This window comes from Bradyrhizobium yuanmingense (assembly GCF_025200905.1).
Classification (GTDB): domain Bacteria; phylum Pseudomonadota; class Alphaproteobacteria; order Rhizobiales; family Xanthobacteraceae; genus Bradyrhizobium; species Bradyrhizobium yuanmingense.
Genome location: NZ_CP104173.1, coordinates 2,940,029 through 2,959,494, shown reverse-complemented (window position 1 = coordinate 2,959,494; position 19,466 = coordinate 2,940,029). Strand labels below are relative to the sequence as shown.

23 protein-coding genes are annotated in these 19,466 nt (G+C 64.3%); 6 read left to right on the top strand and 17 right to left on the bottom strand.

What is annotated here, in order from left to right:
• Window positions 1-60: 60 nt before the first annotated feature.
• Together N2605_RS13680 and N2605_RS13675 are read left to right on the top strand one after the other, a co-directional pair.
• The gene (locus N2605_RS13680; RefSeq protein ID WP_260347092.1) at window positions 61-1,686 is read left to right on the top strand and encodes a long-chain fatty acid--CoA ligase; all 1,626 of its coding nucleotides are present in this window, start codon (window positions 61-63) and stop codon (window positions 1,684-1,686) included.
• Window positions 1,687-1,717: 31 nt separating this feature from the next.
• Window positions 1,718-2,929 (top strand): acyl-CoA dehydrogenase family protein, encoded by a 1,212-nt coding sequence (locus tag N2605_RS13675; protein WP_036022388.1) that lies wholly within the window; start codon window positions 1,718-1,720, stop codon window positions 2,927-2,929.
• 21 nt (window positions 2,930-2,950) lie between these two features.
• On the opposite strand, the gene N2605_RS13670 is transcribed toward N2605_RS13675, so the two are convergent.
• From N2605_RS13670 to N2605_RS13650, 5 genes are all read right to left on the bottom strand, one after another.
• Window positions 2,951-3,859 carry an amino acid ABC transporter substrate-binding protein gene (locus N2605_RS13670; RefSeq protein ID WP_260347090.1) on the bottom strand — a complete coding sequence of 303 codons (909 nt, stop codon included), beginning with the start codon at window positions 3,857-3,859 and terminating at the stop codon, window positions 2,951-2,953.
• A 136-nt stretch (window positions 3,860-3,995) separates the two neighbouring features.
• A complete protein-coding gene (locus tag N2605_RS13665; RefSeq protein WP_260347088.1) occupies window positions 3,996-5,429 on the bottom strand; it encodes an amidohydrolase family protein in 1,434 nt (477 codons plus the stop codon).
• Window positions 5,430-5,445: 16 nt separating this feature from the next.
• The gene (locus tag N2605_RS13660; RefSeq protein ID WP_225185860.1) at window positions 5,446-6,471 is read right to left on the bottom strand and encodes an ABC transporter substrate-binding protein; all 1,026 of its coding nucleotides are present in this window, start codon (window positions 6,469-6,471) and stop codon (window positions 5,446-5,448) included.
• Between the two features lie 39 nt (window positions 6,472-6,510).
• Window positions 6,511-7,287 carry an ABC transporter permease gene (locus tag N2605_RS13655; RefSeq protein WP_036001283.1) on the bottom strand — a complete coding sequence of 259 codons (777 nt, stop codon included), beginning with the start codon at window positions 7,285-7,287 and terminating at the stop codon, window positions 6,511-6,513.
• Entirely contained in the window at window positions 7,287-8,144 is an 858-nt protein-coding gene (locus N2605_RS13650) for an ABC transporter ATP-binding protein (RefSeq protein ID WP_036001404.1), read from the bottom strand. The genes N2605_RS13655 and N2605_RS13650 overlap by 1 nt, the downstream gene beginning before the upstream one ends.
• Window positions 8,145-8,338: 194 nt before the next feature.
• Between N2605_RS13650 and N2605_RS13645 the strand changes: the two genes are divergently transcribed.
• Entirely contained in the window at window positions 8,339-9,097 is a 759-nt protein-coding gene (locus tag N2605_RS13645; protein ID WP_225185859.1) for a GntR family transcriptional regulator, read from the top strand.
• Here the strand turns inward: N2605_RS13645 and N2605_RS13640 are convergent.
• On the bottom strand, window positions 9,094-9,510 hold the full coding sequence (locus N2605_RS13640; protein WP_225185858.1) for a nuclear transport factor 2-like protein: 417 nt from the start codon (window positions 9,508-9,510) through the stop codon (window positions 9,094-9,096). The two genes, N2605_RS13645 and N2605_RS13640, sit on opposite strands and share 4 nt — an antisense overlap.
• 149 nt (window positions 9,511-9,659) lie before the next feature.
• Here N2605_RS13640 and N2605_RS13635 point away from each other — a divergent pair, with 149 nt between their 5' ends.
• Window positions 9,660-10,895 carry an amidohydrolase family protein gene (locus tag N2605_RS13635; RefSeq protein WP_260347083.1) on the top strand — a complete coding sequence of 412 codons (1,236 nt, stop codon included), beginning with the start codon at window positions 9,660-9,662 and terminating at the stop codon, window positions 10,893-10,895.
• 196 nt (window positions 10,896-11,091) lie between these two features.
• Window positions 11,092-11,415, top strand: coding sequence for a hypothetical protein (locus N2605_RS13630; RefSeq protein WP_128262247.1), 324 nt, complete (start codon window positions 11,092-11,094; stop codon window positions 11,413-11,415).
• On the opposite strand, the gene N2605_RS13625 is transcribed toward N2605_RS13630, so the two are convergent.
• From N2605_RS13625 to N2605_RS13600, 6 genes are all read right to left on the bottom strand, one after another.
• Window positions 11,416-12,339 carry a DUF1932 domain-containing protein gene (locus N2605_RS13625; RefSeq protein ID WP_109144107.1) on the bottom strand — a complete coding sequence of 308 codons (924 nt, stop codon included), beginning with the start codon at window positions 12,337-12,339 and terminating at the stop codon, window positions 11,416-11,418. It abuts the gene before it with no gap.
• Window positions 12,339-13,217 (bottom strand): substrate-binding domain-containing protein, encoded by an 879-nt coding sequence (locus N2605_RS13620; protein WP_260347081.1) that lies wholly within the window; start codon window positions 13,215-13,217, stop codon window positions 12,339-12,341. The genes N2605_RS13625 and N2605_RS13620 overlap by 1 nt, the downstream gene beginning before the upstream one ends.
• Complete coding sequence (locus N2605_RS13615) at window positions 13,214-13,927, bottom strand: PIG-L deacetylase family protein (protein WP_260347079.1); 714 nt, start codon at window positions 13,925-13,927, stop codon at window positions 13,214-13,216. Before N2605_RS13615 ends, N2605_RS13620 begins: the two co-directional genes overlap by 4 nt.
• Before the next feature lie 75 nt (window positions 13,928-14,002).
• Window positions 14,003-14,887: an amidohydrolase family protein gene (locus tag N2605_RS13610; RefSeq protein WP_260347077.1), complete on the bottom strand. Its 885-nt coding sequence runs from the start codon at window positions 14,885-14,887 to the stop codon at window positions 14,003-14,005.
• 31 nt (window positions 14,888-14,918) lie between these two features.
• The gene (locus tag N2605_RS13605) at window positions 14,919-15,629 is read right to left on the bottom strand and encodes a TetR/AcrR family transcriptional regulator (RefSeq protein WP_036001304.1); all 711 of its coding nucleotides are present in this window, start codon (window positions 15,627-15,629) and stop codon (window positions 14,919-14,921) included.
• Window positions 15,630-15,713: 84 nt separating this feature from the next.
• Window positions 15,714-16,856 carry a mechanosensitive ion channel family protein gene (locus N2605_RS13600; protein WP_036001308.1) on the bottom strand — a complete coding sequence of 381 codons (1,143 nt, stop codon included), beginning with the start codon at window positions 16,854-16,856 and terminating at the stop codon, window positions 15,714-15,716.
• 126 nt (window positions 16,857-16,982) lie between these two features.
• Here N2605_RS13600 and N2605_RS13595 point away from each other — a divergent pair, with 126 nt between their 5' ends.
• Window positions 16,983-18,233, top strand: a complete 1,251-nt coding sequence (locus N2605_RS13595) for a DUF763 domain-containing protein (protein WP_225171328.1) — start codon at window positions 16,983-16,985, stop codon at window positions 18,231-18,233.
• Between the two features lie 35 nt (window positions 18,234-18,268).
• Here the strand turns inward: N2605_RS13595 and N2605_RS13590 are convergent, their stop codons facing one another.
• Genes N2605_RS13590 through N2605_RS13570 form a run of 5 tightly spaced genes read right to left on the bottom strand, consistent with a single transcriptional unit; the run spans window position 18,269 to window position 19,444 of the window.
• Complete coding sequence (locus N2605_RS13590; RefSeq protein WP_036001316.1) at window positions 18,269-18,511, bottom strand: hypothetical protein; 243 nt, start codon at window positions 18,509-18,511, stop codon at window positions 18,269-18,271.
• A 24-nt stretch (window positions 18,512-18,535) separates the two neighbouring features.
• Window positions 18,536-18,799 (bottom strand): hypothetical protein, encoded by a 264-nt coding sequence (locus tag N2605_RS13585; RefSeq protein ID WP_036001319.1) that lies wholly within the window; start codon window positions 18,797-18,799, stop codon window positions 18,536-18,538.
• Between the two features lie 15 nt (window positions 18,800-18,814).
• Window positions 18,815-19,042, bottom strand: coding sequence for a hypothetical protein (locus N2605_RS13580; protein ID WP_225171329.1), 228 nt, complete (start codon window positions 19,040-19,042; stop codon window positions 18,815-18,817).
• Window position 19,043: 1 nt separating this feature from the next.
• Window positions 19,044-19,244, bottom strand: coding sequence for a hypothetical protein (locus N2605_RS13575; protein ID WP_036001325.1), 201 nt, complete (start codon window positions 19,242-19,244; stop codon window positions 19,044-19,046).
• A 14-nt stretch (window positions 19,245-19,258) separates the two neighbouring features.
• A complete protein-coding gene (locus N2605_RS13570) occupies window positions 19,259-19,444 on the bottom strand; it encodes a hypothetical protein (protein WP_225171381.1) in 186 nt (61 codons plus the stop codon).
• Window positions 19,445-19,466 lie beyond the last annotated feature (22 nt).

The window sequence follows — 19,466 nt, the reverse complement described above, 5'->3', positions numbered from 1 at the left end:
TCCGCTAACCTCGAGCGCAAATCACGAGCCACGCAACGACGTGACCATCCGGAGGAAACCATGCAGGGATTGATGATGGACATGCCGCTGATGATCAGCGGCCTGATCCAGTATGCGGCCGATTATCATGGCGAAGCCGAGATCGTCGCACGCGAGATCGAGGGCGACATCCATCGCTACACCTACTCAGACGCGCATCCGCGCATCAAGCGCATGGCGCTGGCGCTGAAGCGGCTCGGCATGAAGCAAGGCGACCGCGTCGGAACGCTGGCCTGGAATACGCACCGGCATTTCGAGATGTTCTACGCCGCGCCGGGCATGGGCTACGTGCTGCACACGGTCAATCCCAGGCTGTTTCCCGAGCAGCTCGTCTACATCATCAACCATGCCGGGGACCGCCTGCTCTACATCGACCGCGCCACGCTGCCGATCGTGGAGGCGATCGCGCCCCAGCTAACGACGGTCGAAGCCTATGTCGTGATGTCCTCGCGCGAGCGGATGCCGGAGACGAAGCTCGCGAACGTGCATTGTTACGAAGAGCTTCTGGAACGCGAGAACGATGCCGGCTTCGCCTGGCCGGAGTTCGACGAGAAGTCTGCCTCGACGATCTGCTACACGTCGGGCACGACGGGCAATCCAAAGGGCGTAATCTACTCGCACCGCGCCGCGATCCTGCAGACCATGACCTGCTGCAATTTCGACTTCCTGCCGGGACATGTCGAAGGTGTGCGCGAGGTGATGATGCCGATGGCGCCGCTCTTCCACGGCAATGGCTGGAACATGCCGTTCACAGCGCCCTATACGGGATCGAAGCTCGTGCTGCCCGGCCGCAACTACGAGCCGGACAAGCTCTATGAATTGCTGGAAGGCGAGAAGGTGACGCTGTCGGCGGGCGTGCCGAGCTTCTGGCTGATCCTGCTCGATTGGCTCGGGCGGACCGGCAACAGGTTCTCGACCTTGCGCGCGACGTTGTCGTCGGGCTCGGCCCCGCCGCGCGCGATGGTGGAGAAGCTCAAGCGCGAGTACAATGTCGATTACATCCAGGCCTGGGGCATGACCGAGGCGCTGGGCTGCTCGATGCCGGGCCTGCGACCGGGCTCGGAGCATCTCAGCGAGAAGGAGAGATTCGACCGGCGCCAGGTCTCCGGCCGCGCCTGCTTCGGCACCGCCTTGCGCATCGTCGATGATGCCGGCAACGAGCTGCCGCGCGACGGCAAGACGGTCGGCCATTTGCGCGCCCGTGGCCCCTGGGTCGCCTCCGGCTACATGAAGCTGGACGAAGGCCTCGACCGCGACGGCTGGCTGATCACCGGCGACATGGCCGTGATCGACCCACAAGGCCACGTCACGCTGACCGACCGTTCCAAGGACGTGATCAAGTCCGGCGGCGAGTGGATCTCCTCGATCCAGCTCGAGGACATCGCCCTGTCCCACCCCGACGTGCTGCAAGCGGCCGTCGTCGCGATCAGCCACGAGAAATGGCAGGAGCGCCCCCTGCTCCTCGTCGTCCGCAAGAAGGGCGCGACCGTCGACGGCAAGGCGCTGCTCGAGCACATGCGTCCGAAGATCGCGAGCTGGTGGCTGCCGGACGCCGTCGAATTCCTCGACGAATTCCCGATGACCGGCACCGGCAAGGTGCTGAAATCCGCTCTGCGCGATAGGTTCAAAGAGTACCGGGTCGCGTGACCCGCTCGCCGTCGATCAAGGAGACCAGAAAATGCTCTATCCGATGTCGCCGAAAGTCGTCGAGCTCAAGCGCAGGCTCGAAAGCTTCATGGACCGGCACATCTATCCGAACGAGGAGCGCTTCTACCGCGAGGCTGAAGAGCTCGGGCCGTGGAAGGTCTATCCGGTCGTCGAGGAGCTTAAGCCGCTGGCGCGCGCGGAGGGGCTGTGGAATCTGTTTCTGCCCGAGAGCGATCACGGCGCGGGCCTCTCCAATCTCGAATACGCGCCACTGTGCGAGGTGATGGGCCGTTCGCACCTTGCTCCTGAAGTCTTCAACTGCTCGGCGCCCGACACCGGCAACATGGAGGTGCTGGAGCGTTACGGCAGCGAGCAGGACAAGGAACGCTGGCTGAAGCCGCTGCTCGCGGGCGAAATCCGCTCCTGCTTCGCCATGACCGAGCCGGCGGTCGCATCATCCGATGCGACCAACATCGAGAGCTCGATCGTACGGGACGGCGACCATTACGTCATCAACGGGCGCAAATGGTACACCACCAACGCGACCGACCCTCGCTGCAAGATCTGCATCTTCATGGGCAAGACCGACCCCGACAATCCCGACCGTCACAAGCAGCAATCCATGATCCTGGTGCCGATGGACACGCCGGGCATCGAGGTCAAGCGTCCCCTGCCCGTGTTCGGCTTCTACGGCGTGCCCGACCGCGCCTCCGAAGTGGTGTTCACCAATGTGCGCGTGCCCAAGGAGAACATGCTGCTCGGCGAGGGCCGCGGCTTCGAGATTGCGCAGGGCCGGCTCGGGCCCGGCCGCATCCATCATTGCATGCGGCTGATCGGCCTTTCCGAACGCACGCTGGAGAAGATGTGCCGCCGCGTGCGGAGCCGGGTCGCCTTCGGCAAGCCGGTCTCTGAGCAGACGGTGACGCAGGAGCGCATTGCGGAGGCGCGCATCATGATCGAGCAGGCGCGGCTACTGACGCTGAACGCGGCCCATGCGATGGACACGGTCGGCAACAAGGTGGCGAAGGCAGAGATCGCAATGATCAAGGTCGCCGTGCCCAACATGGCCTGTCAGATCATCGACTGGGCCATTCAGGCCCATGGCGGCGGCGGCACCTCGAACGATTTCGGCCTGACGCAGGCCTACGCCACCGCGCGCTTGCTGCGACTTGCCGATGGACCCGATGAGGTCCATCGCAACCAGATCGCGCGGCTCGAGCTGAAGAAATACTCGAACGCGTAAGAAAGGCGCTCTTCCTTCGCTTCAGTTCACCACATAGACGTCAGGATCGGCGCTCGAGCTCGGTTTCTTGAAGGCGTTGCGCAAGGCCGATGACATTGGGACGTTGTAGTTGAGGCCGTTCGGCGGCGTCGGCGATTGCAGCCATTTCTTGTAGAGCACCTCGATCTCGGGGCTGGCATAAAGCTCCGCGGTGGCGCGATCGGCGAGCGCCTTGAACGGCGCATCCTCCCGCCGCAGCATGATGCCGTAGGGCTCAGGCTTGGAGAACGCTTCTTCGCTGATCATGTAAGCTTGCGGCTCCTTCGACCGCGCGATCGCGACCGCGAGCTGGACGTCGTCGAGCGCATAGGCCTGGGCGCGGTCGGTCTCCAGCAGCAGGAACGCCTCGGCCTGGTCCTTGGCCGGCATGATGTTGATGCCGAGATTGCGCTCGGTGTTGACCTTGGCGAGCTGCGTCAGGTTCACAGATCCCGCGACCGCCGTGACCGCCTTGCCCTTGAGATCGTCGATGGTCTTGATGCTCGCCGCCTTCCTGGCCGCGAACCGCGTCGCGCTGAGGAAGTGCGTGTTGGTGAAGGCGACCTGCTTCTGGCGGTCGGCATTGTTGGTGGTCGCCGAGCAATGCAGGTCGAGCGTGCCGTTGACCATCAAAGGAATCCGGTTCGAGGACGTCACCGCGACAGTCTCGACCGAAATGTCTGATATGCCGAGCTGCTTCTTCACGGCTTCGACGATACGGAGGCAGATGTCCATGGCAAAGCCGACCGGCTTCTGGTTGCCGTCGAGATAACTGAATGGGACGGAGGCCTCCTGATAGCCCAGCGTGATCTTCTTGGTCTCCTTGATCTTCTGGAGCGTGCCCGCGAGGTCTTCGGCTGACGCCGCGCCGGCAAGACATGTCAGGGCCAGGAGAATGGTCGGTAGGCGCATCAGGGGCTCCTCGAAGGGGATGGGTGTCGAGCTATCGAGGAGCTGATAGCCGACGGGCCGGTCAAGCGCCAGACGAGGCTGCGTCTACCTGCTATCGCTCTTTGATATGCGTTCCGTCGCGGCGCCCACCGGCACGTCACTCGCAGGTCAGCTGCTGCTCGAACCAGCCGCTCAACCGATCCGACAGGGACGGCCACATCCGCCGGAAGCTGTCGAGCTTGCCGACATTGGCGCGGTACATCGCCCGCGATTCGCGCTCGATGGCCGGAAGGTCGACGCCCGTGCAGACCCCGTCCCGCGCGATCGTCCTGCCGGCGACGACCACCTCCTTCACCAGCGACGCATTGCCGCGCGCGAACAGCAGCGCCATCGGGTCAACCGACATGATCTGGTCTCGATCCAGCCGGTCAAGATCGATCACGACGTAGTCGGCGGGATTGCCCGCCGCGAGCTCCCCATTCCCGGGCGCCCCGGTCGCATGGCGTCCGTTGCGGATGGCGAGCGAAAACATCTCGGCCGGCGTCCATGTCGCCTTGAAGCCGAGGCCGCCGTGGACCATCTGCACCAGCCGCATCTCGCGCAGGATGTCGTCATCCTCGTCCAGCGCCAGGCCGTCGACGCCGACGGCAATGGCGCAGCCGCATCTGTGCGCGGCGGCGATCGGGGCGAGGCCCGAACGCAGATGCATGTTCGAGCTGAAATTGGTGACGATGCGCGCGCCGGAGGCGGCGATCATCTCCAGCTCATCCGGACGGGCGTGAATGCAATGCGCCAGCGTCAGCCGCCCGGAGAGAAAGCCGACATCGCGAAGCCAGCGCACCATTTCCGGAAAGTGCTGGTCGGCCCAGGCACGCTGGTACACAGTTTCCAGCAGATGCATGTGAATGCGGCGACCGGACCGCGCGGAGTTCTCCGCGACGGCCTCCAGCAGCGGCTTCGAGCACCATTGCACACCGGCCGGCCCGAGCTGCACGTCGACCATCGGTCCGGCGATGGCTGCGGCAATTGCGTCGGTCAGCTCGATATAGGCCTTCGGCGACATCGGCGCGCGAACGAAGAGATCCTCGATGGTCTTGCGATCGTCCCCGGCAAGCCCCGACAGCAACGGCTCGGCATCACCGTAGACGATGGGATTCTGGTCGCGCACCGCCATTGCAAACGCCATGCGAATCCCGACGTCGGATGCGGCTTTCGCGATGGCCTTGGCCTCGTCCAGCAGCGGCATCGTCCCGCTCGGACGCGTGTAATGGACCATCATCGCCGCGCAGCCTGCCTTGGCGGAACGGGCCAATGCCGAGGCGGCGGTCAGATAGGGATCGACCGGCGAGCCCAGTGCGGTGCGCAGAATCCAGCTTTCCAGGGGCATGCCGACCGCACCGAAGGACGACGGCGTGGCACGGGCATGATCATGGGCGTTGACGAAGGCTGGGATGACGAAGGAGCGAGGCGCCGGCCCCGCTCCTTCCGAGATTTCGGTGATGACGCCGTCGTCGTGCCGCAGCACGACGTTCTCGCTTACGCCACGGTCAGGGCCACGGAACAGGCTGGTTGCCGAGACCTCCGTGGCCATGGCTGTTCCTCCAAGTTCAGTTGGCAGTGTACACCAGCTCCCGCTCCGCGCGCGGCGGCAGGAATTCGCGCGAGAACACCTCCGCCGGCGTCGGCGCACGGGCGAGCTGATAGCCCTCGACCACGATGCCGATCGCGCGCGTCATCCGGTCGTCCTTGATGTCGCCGATGCCGATCTCCTTCATCTCGGACGAGACGATCAGCTTCTCGAAGGAATATTGCAGCCGGCGCTTCTCCACCTCGGCGTTGATGAGGTTGTCGTAGTTCAGTGCCGCCTTCATGCCGGCATTCTGGTCCTTGGCGATCGCGATCGCACCCTTGTTGATGGCGCGCACCAGGCCCGCCACGGCCTTCGGATTCGAGGTGATCAGCTTGCGGGAGACCATCACGCCGTTGGAGTAGAGATCGAGGCCATATTCACCGAAGGAGAACCATTTAAAGTCCTTGTCCGGATCCTGGCGGTTGAGCACCAGATTGAAATAGCTGGTGATGTTGAAGACGAGGGCCGCATCGATGTCGCCCTTGATCAGCATCGGCTCCTGCAGGTTCGGCGCCATGTTGGAGATCTTGATCTTCTCGCCGTCGAGCCCGTTCTTGCGGGTGAACACCGGCAACAAGCGCGTGGTTGGCGTGCCCTGCGCACCGCCGAGCGTGCGGCCTTCGAAATCCTTGATAGTGTTGATGCCGCTGCTCTTCTTGGCGACGATGGCGAACGGCGGCTGATTCCACATCATGTAGACCATGACGGGCGCCTCCTGCGGCTTGGTCGAGGCGTTCTGGATGATGGCGTTGACGTCGCCGAAGCCGGCGTCATAGGCGCCCGACATCACGCGCGTGACGGTGGCGCCGGAGCCCTCGCCCTGATCGATGACGACGTTGAGGCCTTCCTCTTTGAAGAAGCCGTTGTCCTTGGCATAGAAGAAGGCAGCGTCGCTGCCCTGGGTTTTCCAGCCTAGCGTGAACTTGATCGTGGTCTCCTGCGCGGTGGCGGCGCCTGCGGACAGCGCCAATCCAAGCAGCGCGGCGGTTAACTTCCTCAACATCGAGACCTCCTCAGCTTCGTTGCGTGACGGTTCAAGAAATCAGGTGGCGATCACGTCGTTCTTGCGCGTGGCCCAGCCGGTGACCTGTCCTTCGATCAGCGAGAACACGACGTAGAGCGCGACACCGAGCCCGGCGAGCACGAACAAGCCCGCGAACACCAGCGGCACGTTGAAATTGGAGGACGCGGTCATCATGACGTTGCCGATGCCGCGGTTGGAGGCGACCGTCTCCGACAGCACCGCGCCGACGAAGGCGTAGGAGATCGCGACCTTCAGCGAAGCAAAGAAGAACGGCATGGTGCGCGGCAGACCGACATTCCAGAGGATATCGAGCTTGCTGGCGCCGAGCGCCTTCAAGACGTCCTCGAGCTCGGGCTCCGTGGTGGCAAGTCCCGTCGCGATATTGACCACGATCGGGAAGAAGCAGATCGACAGCGCAGTCAGCACCGCCGGCACCGTGCCAGAGCCGAACCACAGCACAAAGATCGGCACCACCGCGACCTTGGGGATGGAGGAGAAGCCGATCAGCAGCGGATAGCAGGTGTCGTAGGCCGTCTTCGACACGCCGATGATCGCGCCGAGGGCGACGCCGAGCGCGACGCCAAGCACGAAGCCGAGCATGGTGGTGGCGAGCGTCTGCACGATGTGCGGCCACAGCACCGGGAAGCGCTGGACCAGCGTCACGAAGACCTGCGAGGGCCGCGGCAGCACCAGGTCGGACATGCCGGTCATCAGGCAGAACAGCTCCCAGGCGACGAAGAACAGCACGATCAGCCCCGCCGACCACGCTTTCTGCCTGACATCGATCCCGAACATCAGCCTGCCCCCTGCTCAGCGGCGCTGCGCGCATCCTCGATGAAGGCGCGCAGCTTCTGGTTCAGCGCGACGAAATCCGGCTCGAACGTCATCGCGACCGTGCGCGGCCGCGCGAATTCGACGCGGCTGTCGTCGAGGATGCGGCCGGGGCGCGCGCTCATCACGCAGATGCGGCTGGCAAGGAAGCCCGCCTCGCGCAGATCGTGCGTGACCAGCAGCACGGTCGGCTTGTGCGTCATCCAGAGATTCTGGAGGATCGCCCATAGCTCCTCGCGGGTGAACTGGTCGAGGGCGCCAAAGGGCTCGTCGAGCAGCAGCATGCGCGGCTCGTGGATCAGCGCACGGCAGAGATTGGCGCGCTGGAGCATGCCGCCGGAGAGCTGCCAGGGATAGCGGTTGCCGAACCCTTTGAGGCCGACCTGCTCCAGCAGCGCATTGGCCTTGTCGCGGAATTCGGTCTTGCGCAGCTTGCGGAACTTCGAGCGGAACGGCTCGACGATCTTCAACGGCAGCATGATATTCCGCTCGATCGTCATCCACGGCAGCATGGTCGGGTTCTGGAAGGCCATGCCGACCCGCATCGCCCGGGCCGCCACCTCGCGGCCGCCGACGATGACGACGCCGCTGGTCGGCTGCACCAGGCCGCTGACGAGACGCAATATGGTCGATTTGCCGCATCCGGACGGGCCGACCAATGCGACAAACTCGCCGTCGGCGATCTTGAGCGTGGTCTTCGACAAAGCAGGCACGGCGCGGTCGCCGCGCCCGAAGGTCACCGAGGCCTCCGACAGCTCGATGGCGATCGTCGCAGAGCCTTCGGGAACGGGCTGGCCGTCGAACTGGGCGTTGGGTTGCATGCGCATCACGGAAAAAAGTGCATGCAAGCTGGATGCCAGCGATCGAGCCCCGCGAAATCAAAGGCCTAGCCGAAATCCGCGCCAAACCGCCGGATTCGATTTAGGCAGTCCGGAGGCCAAACTGCATGCAATTGGAGCGCTGAATCGGCGCGAGCCTGTGCTAAAGAGAGATGTCACTCCCATGGGATTCGCCGATGGCGGCGCGCGCCAGCAGCAAGACTTCTGAATCGTCGGACAAGGTCAGCGTGATCTGCCGCGCGCTCCGGCGCGCCATCATCGAGCAGGCGCTGGAGCCCGGCGCCAAGCTGCCGGAAGATGCGCTCGGCGAACGTTTCGGCGTCAGCCGCACCATTGCCCGCCATGCGCTAGGTCAACTCGCCGCCGAAGGCCTGGTCGAGCTCCGCCGCAACCGGATCGCCGTGGTGGCGACGCCGAGCTGGCAGGAGGCGCGCGATGCCTTCGACATCCGCATCGAGCTCGAACGCCTCGTCGTGCGCCAGCTCGCGGGCAAGCTGACCAAGGCGCAGATCGCCGAGCTGAACGCCCATGTCGATGCCGAGGATCGCGCCCGCGGCGGCACGGATGCGGTGTCGATCCGACTCGCGACCGAATTCCACATTCTGCTCGCCCATATGACGAACAGCCCGATTCTGGTGCGCTATGTCAGCGAGGTCGCCTATCGCTGCTGCCTGACGCTGTCGCTGTACAGCCGGCCGCATTCCACCGAATGCGCCATCAACGAGCACCGCGCCATCATCGCGGCGCTTGCCAAGGGCGATGCGGCCAAGGTGATGGAACTGATGCATCATCACCTGGATTCGGTGGCTAATCGTGCGCTGGTCGCCCCCACTCCGCAGCGCGGCCGCGATCTACTCGACATCCTCGCACCCTATGCGGACGAGGTGACGAGCGATCGGGTGATCAAGCTGCCGAAGCTGGCTCGACGGAGTTAGGCCTCGATGCCGCGCTGAACGAGAATGCGCTCGGCGCTATCGTTCCAGACGTCCATCTTCACGATCTGCCTGTCCCTCACGACGAAGCGATCGACGTAGCGGTTGCCCTCGAACGGCGTGCCGTCCATCCACTCGCCATAGAGCGTACCGACGCTGTAGACGACGGTCTCGTCCGCGCCCGGGCAGACGTCGAACCGATCCATCTTCTTCTTGACCCAGCGATAGCGCTTCGCGTTGAAGCCGGTCGGCCCGCGCGGATGGTCGAACGCGCGCCCGCCGGTGAACGTGATCACCGTGCCCGGCTTCATATAGGCCGCAGCGGCGTCGGGATCCGGTATCATCGAAGCGGTGAGATAGGCTTCGACAATCTCGGCGTCGGTCATCGGGCTTTCGGATTTTGCGGGAGTAGACATCGCGGGATTCTCTCCGGATGCCGCTATTTTACCATCCGGGCCTCAAAGTGCATGCACAATTTTTGGACAATCCAGCCCCAGCATTGCACACAATCTGGAGCTGCCCGCCCCCACGGCTTCCGCTAGGCTGCCACGGCTGATCCAACGCCATGACCACCCAAGCCGCTTTCGACCTGATCTTCCGCAACGCGCTGTTGCGCTCTTCCGCCGCACCGGTCGATATCGGGGTGAAGGACGGCCGCATCGCCGCGATCGCGCCAAAGCTGGCCTGCGAGGCCGCCGACGTCGATCTCGGCGGCCTCCTCGCCCTGCCCGGCTTCGTCGACACCCACATCCATCTCGACAAGGCCTGCCTGCTCGGCCGCTGCGGCCACGATCACGGCAGCGTCTCGGAGGCGATCCGCGCCGTCGCCGCGATGAAGAAGGATTTCACGATCGAGGACGTCTACGCACGCGGCGCAAGAGTGCTCGAACGCGCCATCGTCAACGGCACGACGCGCATGCGCACGCATGTCGAGATCGACCCTCGCATCGGCCTTCGCGGCTTCGAGGCGGTCAAGGCGCTGAAGCGCGATTACGCCTGGGCGATCGATCTCGAGCTCTGCGTCTTCCCGCAGGAAGGCCTCACCAATGATCCCGGAGCGGAGGAGCTGCTGATCCAGGCGCTTCGCGAGGGTGGTGAAGCCATCGGCGGCTGCCCCTACATGGACACCGACCCGAACGCGCACCTTGCGCGCATCTTCGACCTTGCCGGGGAATTCGACATCGACGTCGACCTCCATCTCGACTTCGACCTCGATCCCTCCTGGTGGCATCTCGACGAGGTCTGTCGCCAGACCGAGCAGCGCAATTATGGCGGACGCGTCGCGATCGGCCATGCCACGAAACTGTCGGCCTTGCCCCCCGAACGGATGAAGGCGGCCACTGCGCAACTGGCAAGGTCAGGCGTTGCGGTCACCGTCCTGCCCGCGACCGATCTCTATCTGATGGGGCGCGAGGCCACGCATAACGCGCCGCGCGGGCTGACCCTGGCCCACAAGCTTGCCGGCGACGGCGTGCTCTGCTCGGTCGCGACCAACAACGTGCTCAATCCCTTCACGCCGTTCGGCGATGCCTCGCTGCTGCGGATGGCGAACTTCTACGCCAACGTCGCGCACGCCTCGGTCAGCGACTTCGACACCTGCCTGGACCTCGTGACCGGGCTGCCGGCCCGGTTGATGAACCTCGCCGACTACGGCATCGAGGTCGGCAATCCCGCCGATCTGATCGTGCTCGATACCAAGGACAGCCGACTCGCGATCGCCGAGCTGCCTGACGTCCTGATGGGCTTCAAGCGCGGCCGGCAGACATTTGCACGGCCCCGGCCGACCCTGTTCAAGAGCTGAGCGCGTTTCACGGCCGATATTTCGGGCATCGCGCGCACAACCTGATCGGCCGCGAGGCCACGGCAGTTCGATTTTACCGCCGGTCCGCGCCGACCCGAGTTCGGTAGAATCCCGGACCGTAGCTCAACGCATTGCGAGGCAGGCCGCGCCGCCATAACTAGGACGTGCACTGACAATCTGCGTTCAGTGGGGAAGTATGAGTCTGTTCAGCGCATTCAGCAGCATCGATGATTCCGTCCAGGCCCGAACGCCGACCGATACGGCGGTGAAGCGGCTGGACGGCATCGGCCACGTTCTCTCGGGTCTCGATATCTCGGCCATCCAGACGCAGGCCGACGTGAACCGTACGCTCTGGACGCTCGATGCCGCCAGCAAGTGCGTTCGCGCCGTGCTGGCGGAGTTCCGCACCCAGCCGGCCACCGAGCAGCTCGTCCGTAAATCCCGCAATCTGATCGACCTCATCGAACGCGCGCGTGACCAGGTCGGGAGCTTCGAATCCCGCGACCCGGTCCTGAGCTGACTATTTCGTCCGATTGATCTTCGCCAGGATCCGGTCCGCCTCGGTGCGCCAGTCCGCACTGCGGGCGAATTCGCTGCTGCCCCTCAACCCGAACAGCCCCTCATCGGCGAGATCGGCCATCCAGGCCTGCCGCTCGGCCGTGCCTTGCGCCGACCACGGCGTCAGCCCCGCCTCGCGCACGGTCTCGGCGACCTCGCGCACCTCCTCGGCCCGGCGGCGGCCGTGCTCGATCACGCGCTGGAAGCAATAGGCGCCCAGCTCCTCCCAATCGATCCCGGGGAACGTTTCCGCAAGCGAAGGCAGCACCGCATCCTCGACACCATAGGCGCGCGCTGTCGTGAAGCTCTCGATGACCATGGCCTCCAGGCCCTTGATCATGATGCTGCGGCACATTTTGACGGCCGAGGACACGCCGAGCTTGTCACTGGCAACCTTGGCCGCGAAACCGATCGTATTCAGAAGCGGCTCGAGCTCCCTCGCGCCGGGTCCGCCGAGCAGCAAAGGCACCTTGATGCGATAAGGCGGCACCGAGGTCATCACCGCGCCCTCGACATAACGCCCGGCGGCACCGTCGATCAGCCCTGCCGCGCGCTGCTTGGCGCCGGGAGAGGCCGAGTTGAAATCGAGAAACCAGGTGCCCTGATTGATCGCTGCCGCACAGGCCTTTGCGACCGGCACGGCCTGGCTCGCCGTGACGGCGGAGATGATGAAGTCGGATTTCGCGGTCAGCTCGGCGTGGGAAGTTGCAAGAGCGACACCGAATTTCGCCGCATGCTCTTGCAGCGACGCGCCCTGCTCGCCTCCGAGCTTGATGTCGTAGGCTGAGACCTTGATGTCCTGCTGGCGCAAATCCTCGGCCAAAATCCTGCCGACCTCGCCATAGCCGACCAACCCGATCTGCCAGCGCCTGGGATCACCTGCCATCAGTTCAGTCCTCGTGTCGTCTCGTCAAAGAGCTCATCGACCGCATAGCGGCGCGGGATCAGCGCCTGCTGGAATGCGTAGTCGATGATCAGCTCGAGCGGTTTTCTGTTGGCCTCGATCCCGAACGGAACGAGGTCGGGCGTTGCCGCCGGCCCTGCCTGCGCCTTGCTCCGCTTCAAGAGATCATAAACGCCGGCGACCACGTCGGGGCGCGATTTCGCGAGGCTCTCGGTCACGACCACGAGATGATTGACCGGCACGACGCTGCGCCGCGCATACCATCGGGCGGCCTCTGTGGCCGGATCGGGAAACAACGGCATCAGCTTGGGATCATCGGAGGTCTCGCCCAGAACGGCATCGAGCTCGCCGTCGCGCAGCATCTGCAGGATCTTCTTGTCCTTCGGGGCGCGCTCCGTGGTGTCGACATACTCGGCGACATGCGGATCCTCGAAGGTTATCCAGCGAATCCTGTCGAGATCGACGCCGCAATCGTTGGCGAGGATGCCCCTGATCCAGGCGCCCGTCGTGGTCGTGAAGGAGCGGATACCGACGCGCTTGCCTTCGAGATCGGTGGGCCCGAGCGTCCCATGCGCGGGATTATAGAGAGCGTAGGAATGCTGGAAGCGGCCGAGCATGGTCGCCGGCAGCAGAACCAGCGGCTTGCCGTGCGCTTTCGCCATCAGATAGGTGACGATCGCCATCTCGCAGACGTCAAAGGCCTGCTCGCGCACCATCGGCTTGAACGCCGTGTTGGTCGGCGTGTATTCGATGAAATCGAGATCGAACAGGTCGGAACGGAGCGCCCCGCTCTTCACCGCCTGCACATGGTGGTGACTGCCGAGCACGGCCTTCAGCTTGATGTTGCGGACCGGCGTCATGCCAGCTCGTCCGCAACCGTCGGGAACAGGCGCTGATAGGCCTCGCCATAGGTCATGGGCACGCCGGTGTTGCGGCTGCCCTGGATGCCGCGGTTGAGCGCGACGCGCTCGTAATAGCCCCAGAGATGTTTTTGCGCAGCGAGAATCTGGAACGTCTCATACTTCTCCTTCCAGACTTCGTCGATCTTGAGGATCGTGTCCGGCTTGTAATTGCACTGCTCGGGCTGATGCGGCTCGAACAGGAACACCGGCGGGGCCGAATATTTGTACTGCGCGCCGGGCTTGTGGCCCATGGCCTGCGCGACCACGCGCGTCTCCTGCGCGAAATGGGCCGCGTTCGGATGGTCGAAATTATAGGGGTCTTCCAGCGCATGTGTCAGGACGAAGCTCGGATTGAGCTCGCGGTAGATGTCCACCATGCGGTCGAAATGCGCCTCGGTGAGCTTCAGCGGATAGTCACCGCAATCGAAGAACTCGATTTCAGCACCCAGCAACCTGGCCGCCCGCTCCGCTTCGTCCTTGCGGCCGGCCTTGACCGATTCCAGCGTCGCACCCTGCTCCTTCCAGGCGAACTGGCTCTCGCCGCGCTCCCCGAAGGACAGGCACACGATCTTCACGCGATAACCTTTCTTCGCATGCAGCGCGATGGCGCCGCCGGCGCGCCAGACGAAATCGCCGGGATGGGCGGTGACGACGAGGCCTGTTTTCATGGGCTACTCCTTTTTGTTTCGTATGCATGCGTCCACAGCACATGTCCTCCCAGCGTGCCGGTCGCGATGACGTCGTCACGCCTCGAACCCGAACAGGCGCGCGGGATTGTCGACCAAAATCTTCGTCTGCACCGCCGGCTCCGGCGCGAACAGCGGAATCAGATCGACGAGATCGCCGTCATTCGGCATCACCTTGACGTTGGGATGCGGCCAGTCGGTACCCCAGATGACGCGATTCGGCGCGGTCTCGACGATCTTTCGCGCGAACGGCACCGCATCGGTGAACGGCGGACCGATAGAGGACACCCGCTCCGAGCCGCAGATCTTCACCCAGCACTTGTCATCGCGCTGCATCAGCTCGATCAGGATTCTGAACGGCAACTGGTCGAGCCCGTCTGCCGCCTTCACCCGGCCCATATGGTCGATGGTGTAGGTCAGGGGCAGCCTTGTCAGCATGTCGGCATATTCGGGCAGCTCGATCGCATCGAAATGCAGATCGATGTGCCAGCCGAGCGGCGTGACCATCGCGAGGATGCGGTCGAACACGCGCTCGTCGGGGACGCCGCCGAGATGGCGGACGAAATTGAAACGGCAGCCGCGAAAACCGCCCTCATGCAGCACGCGCAGGTCGCGCTCGGTGACGGCGCCATCGATGTTGGCGACGGCACGGTAGGCGCCATTGCTCTCAGCGATCGCATCGAGCGCCACCCTGTTGTCGGTGCCGTGCACGCTGGCATTGACGATGACGGCCCGCTCCACGCCGAGCTTGGCATGCAGGATGCGAAAATCCTCCAGCGGCGCATCCGGCGGCGTGTAGGAACGCTCCGGCGCGTACGGATATTTCGTGCCGGGCCCGAAGATGTGGCAATGCGCGTCACACGACAACTTCGGCAGCCTGAACTTCGGCGTGCGCGTGTTCGGGTCGGGCGGTGGAATGGTCGGCGTGTACATCATCGTCATGAGGTGAACCGCCGAAGCGAGATTTCTTGCTTCACGCCTTGCCGGCGACGACCGGCCGCCGCCGCGCCGGCGCGGCCTCATCCAGCGCCGGCGCCTGGAAGGCGGCGACGGTGGCCTGCACCAATTGTTCGATGGCGCAAGCGGCATCGCTGCCGTCGGCCTCGCCGCGCGACAGGCGCGACACGCGCTCCGGCGTCACCAGCGAATAATAGAGTGCGCCGAGCAGGAAGTGACTGCGCCAGACGATGTCCGTGCGCGGAATGTGCGGCAGACTCTCGTGCACCGCGTCGATGAAGGCGTGGCTGGTGTCGTCGAAGGTCTGCGCGATGATCTTTCGCGCGACCTCGTTACCTTCCGCCGACATCACCGCGCGCAGCCGCGTGAAACGCGCCCCGCCGCCGGCGAGATCGCTGCCCGAGGTGAAGGCCGGCACCACATAGGCCCGAACGATCGCCTCCAGCCGGTCCTGGAGATCGCGCACGCGCTTTGCGGCCGCGAGCAGCTCGGAACGGCGCAGATTCATCGGCCCGCAATGACGCCGGTAGATCTCCAGCAGCAAACCGTCCTTGGTCTTGAAATGATAGGTCACGCTGCCCGGATTTGCCCCGGCAGCTTGCGCAATGTCGCGCACCGATACGGCATTGAAGCCGTTGGTGGCGAACAGCTCCTCCGCGGCGGCGAGGATCGCCTCGCGCATGTTCGGCTTGCGGGCCGCTTCCTTGCTGGTGGGCTTGCGTACCATGAGATTTGTACTATCGTACAAAAGATCAGGTCTCGTCAACAAGAACGTGGCAATGGCGGGACGGCGCAGGCGCGTAAGCGCCGTTCAGTGACTGGCGCTCGCCCGCATCTTCTCCGGCGGTGCGGGACGCAGTCCGAGATCGCCCTCTCCGTCTCCCGACGGGATCAGGATGGCGCGGTCGCGCGGCAGCGCCTCCGGCATCTCGTCGCGGATGAAGGCGATGAGCTTCTCCCTGATCTCGCAGCGCAGGTCCCACGACTGCGGTGCGTTCCTGGCACTGACCAGCGCCCGAAGCTCGATGGTGCGCGAATCGGCATCGATCACCTGGAGATTCACCACCTCCCCGTCCCACAGCTTCGACTGCTTCACCGCCTCCTCCAGCCAGCGTCGGATGCGCGGGACGTCGGCGCGATAGTCGACATGCAGCGCGACGACGCCGATGAGGGATGCGGTGTCGCGCGTCCAGTTCTGGAACGGCTTTTCGATGAAGTAGGACAGCGGCACCACCATGCGGCGCCAATCCCACAGCCGGATCACGACATAGGTCGAGGCGATATCCTCGATCCAGCCCCATTCGTTCTCGATGATCACGGCATCCTCGATGCGGATCGGCTGGGTGATCGCGATCTGCAGGCCGGCGATCAGATTGCTCAGCAGCGGGCGCGCGGCAAGGCCGACGATGATGCCGGCAGCACCTGCGGAGGCGAACAGGCTGACTCCGTATTGCTTCACGGAGTCGAACGTCATCAGCGCGGCGGAGACCGTGATGATGACGATGATGGTGTCGGTGACGCGCTTGAACACGCGCACCTGCGTGACGTGCTTGCGCGCGACGAAATTCTCGGTGACATCGCGAAAGTTCTGCAAGTAGCGCGCCGCGCTCATGTCGACGATCCGGATCGAGATCCAGCCGATCAGCGCGATGAAGGCCACGACGAACAGCCGCGTCAGGGGGGTGCGGATCGTATCGTCGAGCGGCGCCAGCGGCAGCACCATTGCGACGGCGGCAAGGCAAAGCGCCATTTGCGCGGGGCCTGCCGTGCGCTCGATGAACACGCTCAAGAGCGGAAGCCGCGTTCCGAAAGCGCGGTTGAGAAGCCATGTGGCAACCCGGTAGACGAGCAGGGCAAGCAGGATCGCGCCGGCAACCAGGGTGAGGCCGATGAACCATGACGGTATCCAGCCGAACATCCTGTCGATATCGGCCGTCAGAGCCTGCCAATCCATGGATCGTCCCCATCATTGCACTCACGCAACCCGCACAACGCATCCCGGCCGGCTTCGCTCCCCCGCCCCGTGCAATGCAGCATCCCGCAGGTGCAACCGTCGCTGAGCTGCGCTAGGCTTGTCGCCATGACTCGACGAACCGGCAGCGCCGATCTTCCTCTTCACACCGGGCGGGTTCCGCCCTGGCTGGCAAGTCGCATGTCCTCGCTCGGGGCGATCGTCACCCAGGCGATCGTGCATCATTACGGCCGCGACGCATTTCTACAGCGCCTGTCGCATCCATTCTGGTTCCAGTCGTTTGGCGCCGTGATGGGAATGGACTGGCACTCCTCCGGCATCACCACCTCCGTGATAGGCGCGCTGAAGCGCGGGCTCGGACCGCTCCAGGACGAGCTCGGGATTTACGTCTGTGGCGGTCGCGGTCAGCATTCGCGCAAGACGCCGGACGAGCTGTTGCAGCTCGGCGACCGCGTCGGATTTGACGGCGTCAAGCTGACCCGGGCCAGCCGTCTGGTCGCCAAGGTCGACAGCGCCGCGGTCCAGGACGGCTTTGACCTTTACCTGCACGGCTTCTTCGTCACCACTGACGGCAAATGGACGGTGGTGCAGCAGGGCATGAACGGCGACAAGCGGCAGGCGCGGCGCTATCACTGGCACTCCGAGGCACTGAAGAGCTTTGTCGATACACCGCACAGCGCAATCGACGGGCCGCAGCAGGGGGAGATCGTCAATCTCACCGATCATCGCGCCGATCTATCTCGGACGGCACAGCTCGAGCTGCTCTCCGACCTCGGTCCGGATCGCATCGTCTCCGAATTCGAGCGGCTCACGGGGACCCCGTCCACGCCGGCGCAAGGCATGCTGCCGCATCTGATCATGCCTGCGCATCATGATGTGCGGCCGAAGGACGTGTTCGCGCGCCGCCTGCACGGCACGCTCGCCGCCGCAGCCGAACGCGGCCCGGCGGATTTTCCGGAGCTGCTGCTGACGCCGGGCGTCGGCGCGCGCACGGTGCGCTCGCTCGCGATGGTTGCCGAGGTCGTGCACGGCGCGCCCTATCGCTTCAGGGACCCCGCACGTTTCTCGCTCGCCCATGGCGGCAAGGACCGGCATCCCTACCCCGTTCCGATCAAGGTCTATGACGAGACCATCCGGGTGCTGAAGGGCGCGATCCGAAACGCGAAGCTCGGACGCGACGAGGAGATGCAGGCGATCAAACGCCTCGACGACCAGGCACGGCGGTTGGAGAGGACCGCGCGCGGCCCCTCAGTCGATGCTTTCATCGCCGGCGAGCGTGCGGCCTCACCGGAGCTCGATGGCCGTTCGGTGTTCGGCTGGGAGCGTGACCTTGCGCCCACAAAAAAGCGGACCGGCTGAACACCGGTCCGCAAGTTGGCGGAAGGAACGTCCTCTCAGGTCTCGTCGGCCTCCGGCTTCTCATCGAGCCGGTTTGCTGCGTGGTCCTGATATTGTTCGGTCTGGATGGACTTGCCGTCCATGCCACGAATGTCCGAATGCTGTTTCTTGTCGCGGTTGGACAGGACCATGTTGTCGCCGATCATCTCCTTCGGCACGTCGGTCAATGCGCCGGTGCCGTCGCCCTTGCCATGCATGCCCGATCTGAAGTGCGTCTTGCTGCCATGCCCACCAGGCATCAGTCTCTCCTCTCTTCCGATGATTTAGTGCTTCTGTTGTGCCGTCGTCGGTTTGGGCGGCTTGTGGCCGCTCTGGCCGGGATCGTTGTGCTTGTTGTGATCGCTCTCCTGGTTGAGACCGCCGCGGCTCACTGGAAACTCGCTGTGACGAGCTTCGGGGTTCGCACGATGGACGCGCGTGTCTTGCGGGTTATGACCGGCGGCCTGCTCGAGTTCTCGCGCATCCGGAACATCTGGCTTCCGCTCGAGGATGCGCACTTGCTGTTCGTGAGTCTTCTTGCCCTGCATTGTGGGCCTCCAATCTTACCGGCCTCTTCGGGGCGAACCGCTCCGCGCGACATCCTTGTCGATACCGCCACCGGCGTTCACGTCGTTTTCGACGTCGCCTTCGATCGTGTTCTCGCCCAAGACCTCCTCGAGGTCGTCAGGCGAAACGCCTGCCCTATTCACGCCCTTGGATCCGCCGATCAGGGGGTTGTCATGCAGGTCCTTCTCGGTCGGCGCGTACAGCTTGGGTTGCTTGTTGGTCATGTCACCTGCCTCCGCCCTTTCCGGCCTCGTCGTGCGTGTGATGGGAGTCGCGCTCGCCACCGCCGCCGGAAACCCGGCTGTGGCTGCGCTGCGGATCGTCCGCCGGCGGCTTCTTCACCTGAAGCGGTGCCTTCGCGTTCTCATGCGAGGCGCCGGGCCCACCCTGTCGAATGCTGTTCGGTGTCTTCGTGGATGTCGACATGAATGTCGTCCTCCTCAGCGATCTTGCTGATAGCCTTGGTTGGTCGTGTTCTGCTTGATGTTGCCCTGCTGTCCATGCTGATCTGGATTCTGTACACGCTCCTGACCGTGCGGCATCTGATCGGCGGACATCTGCTTGCGATCGCCGGTTCCCTTGCGGCTCTGATTGTCCGGTGGAACAGGTGGCATCTTGCTGGCCATGATCTGGTCTCCCGTTAAGACG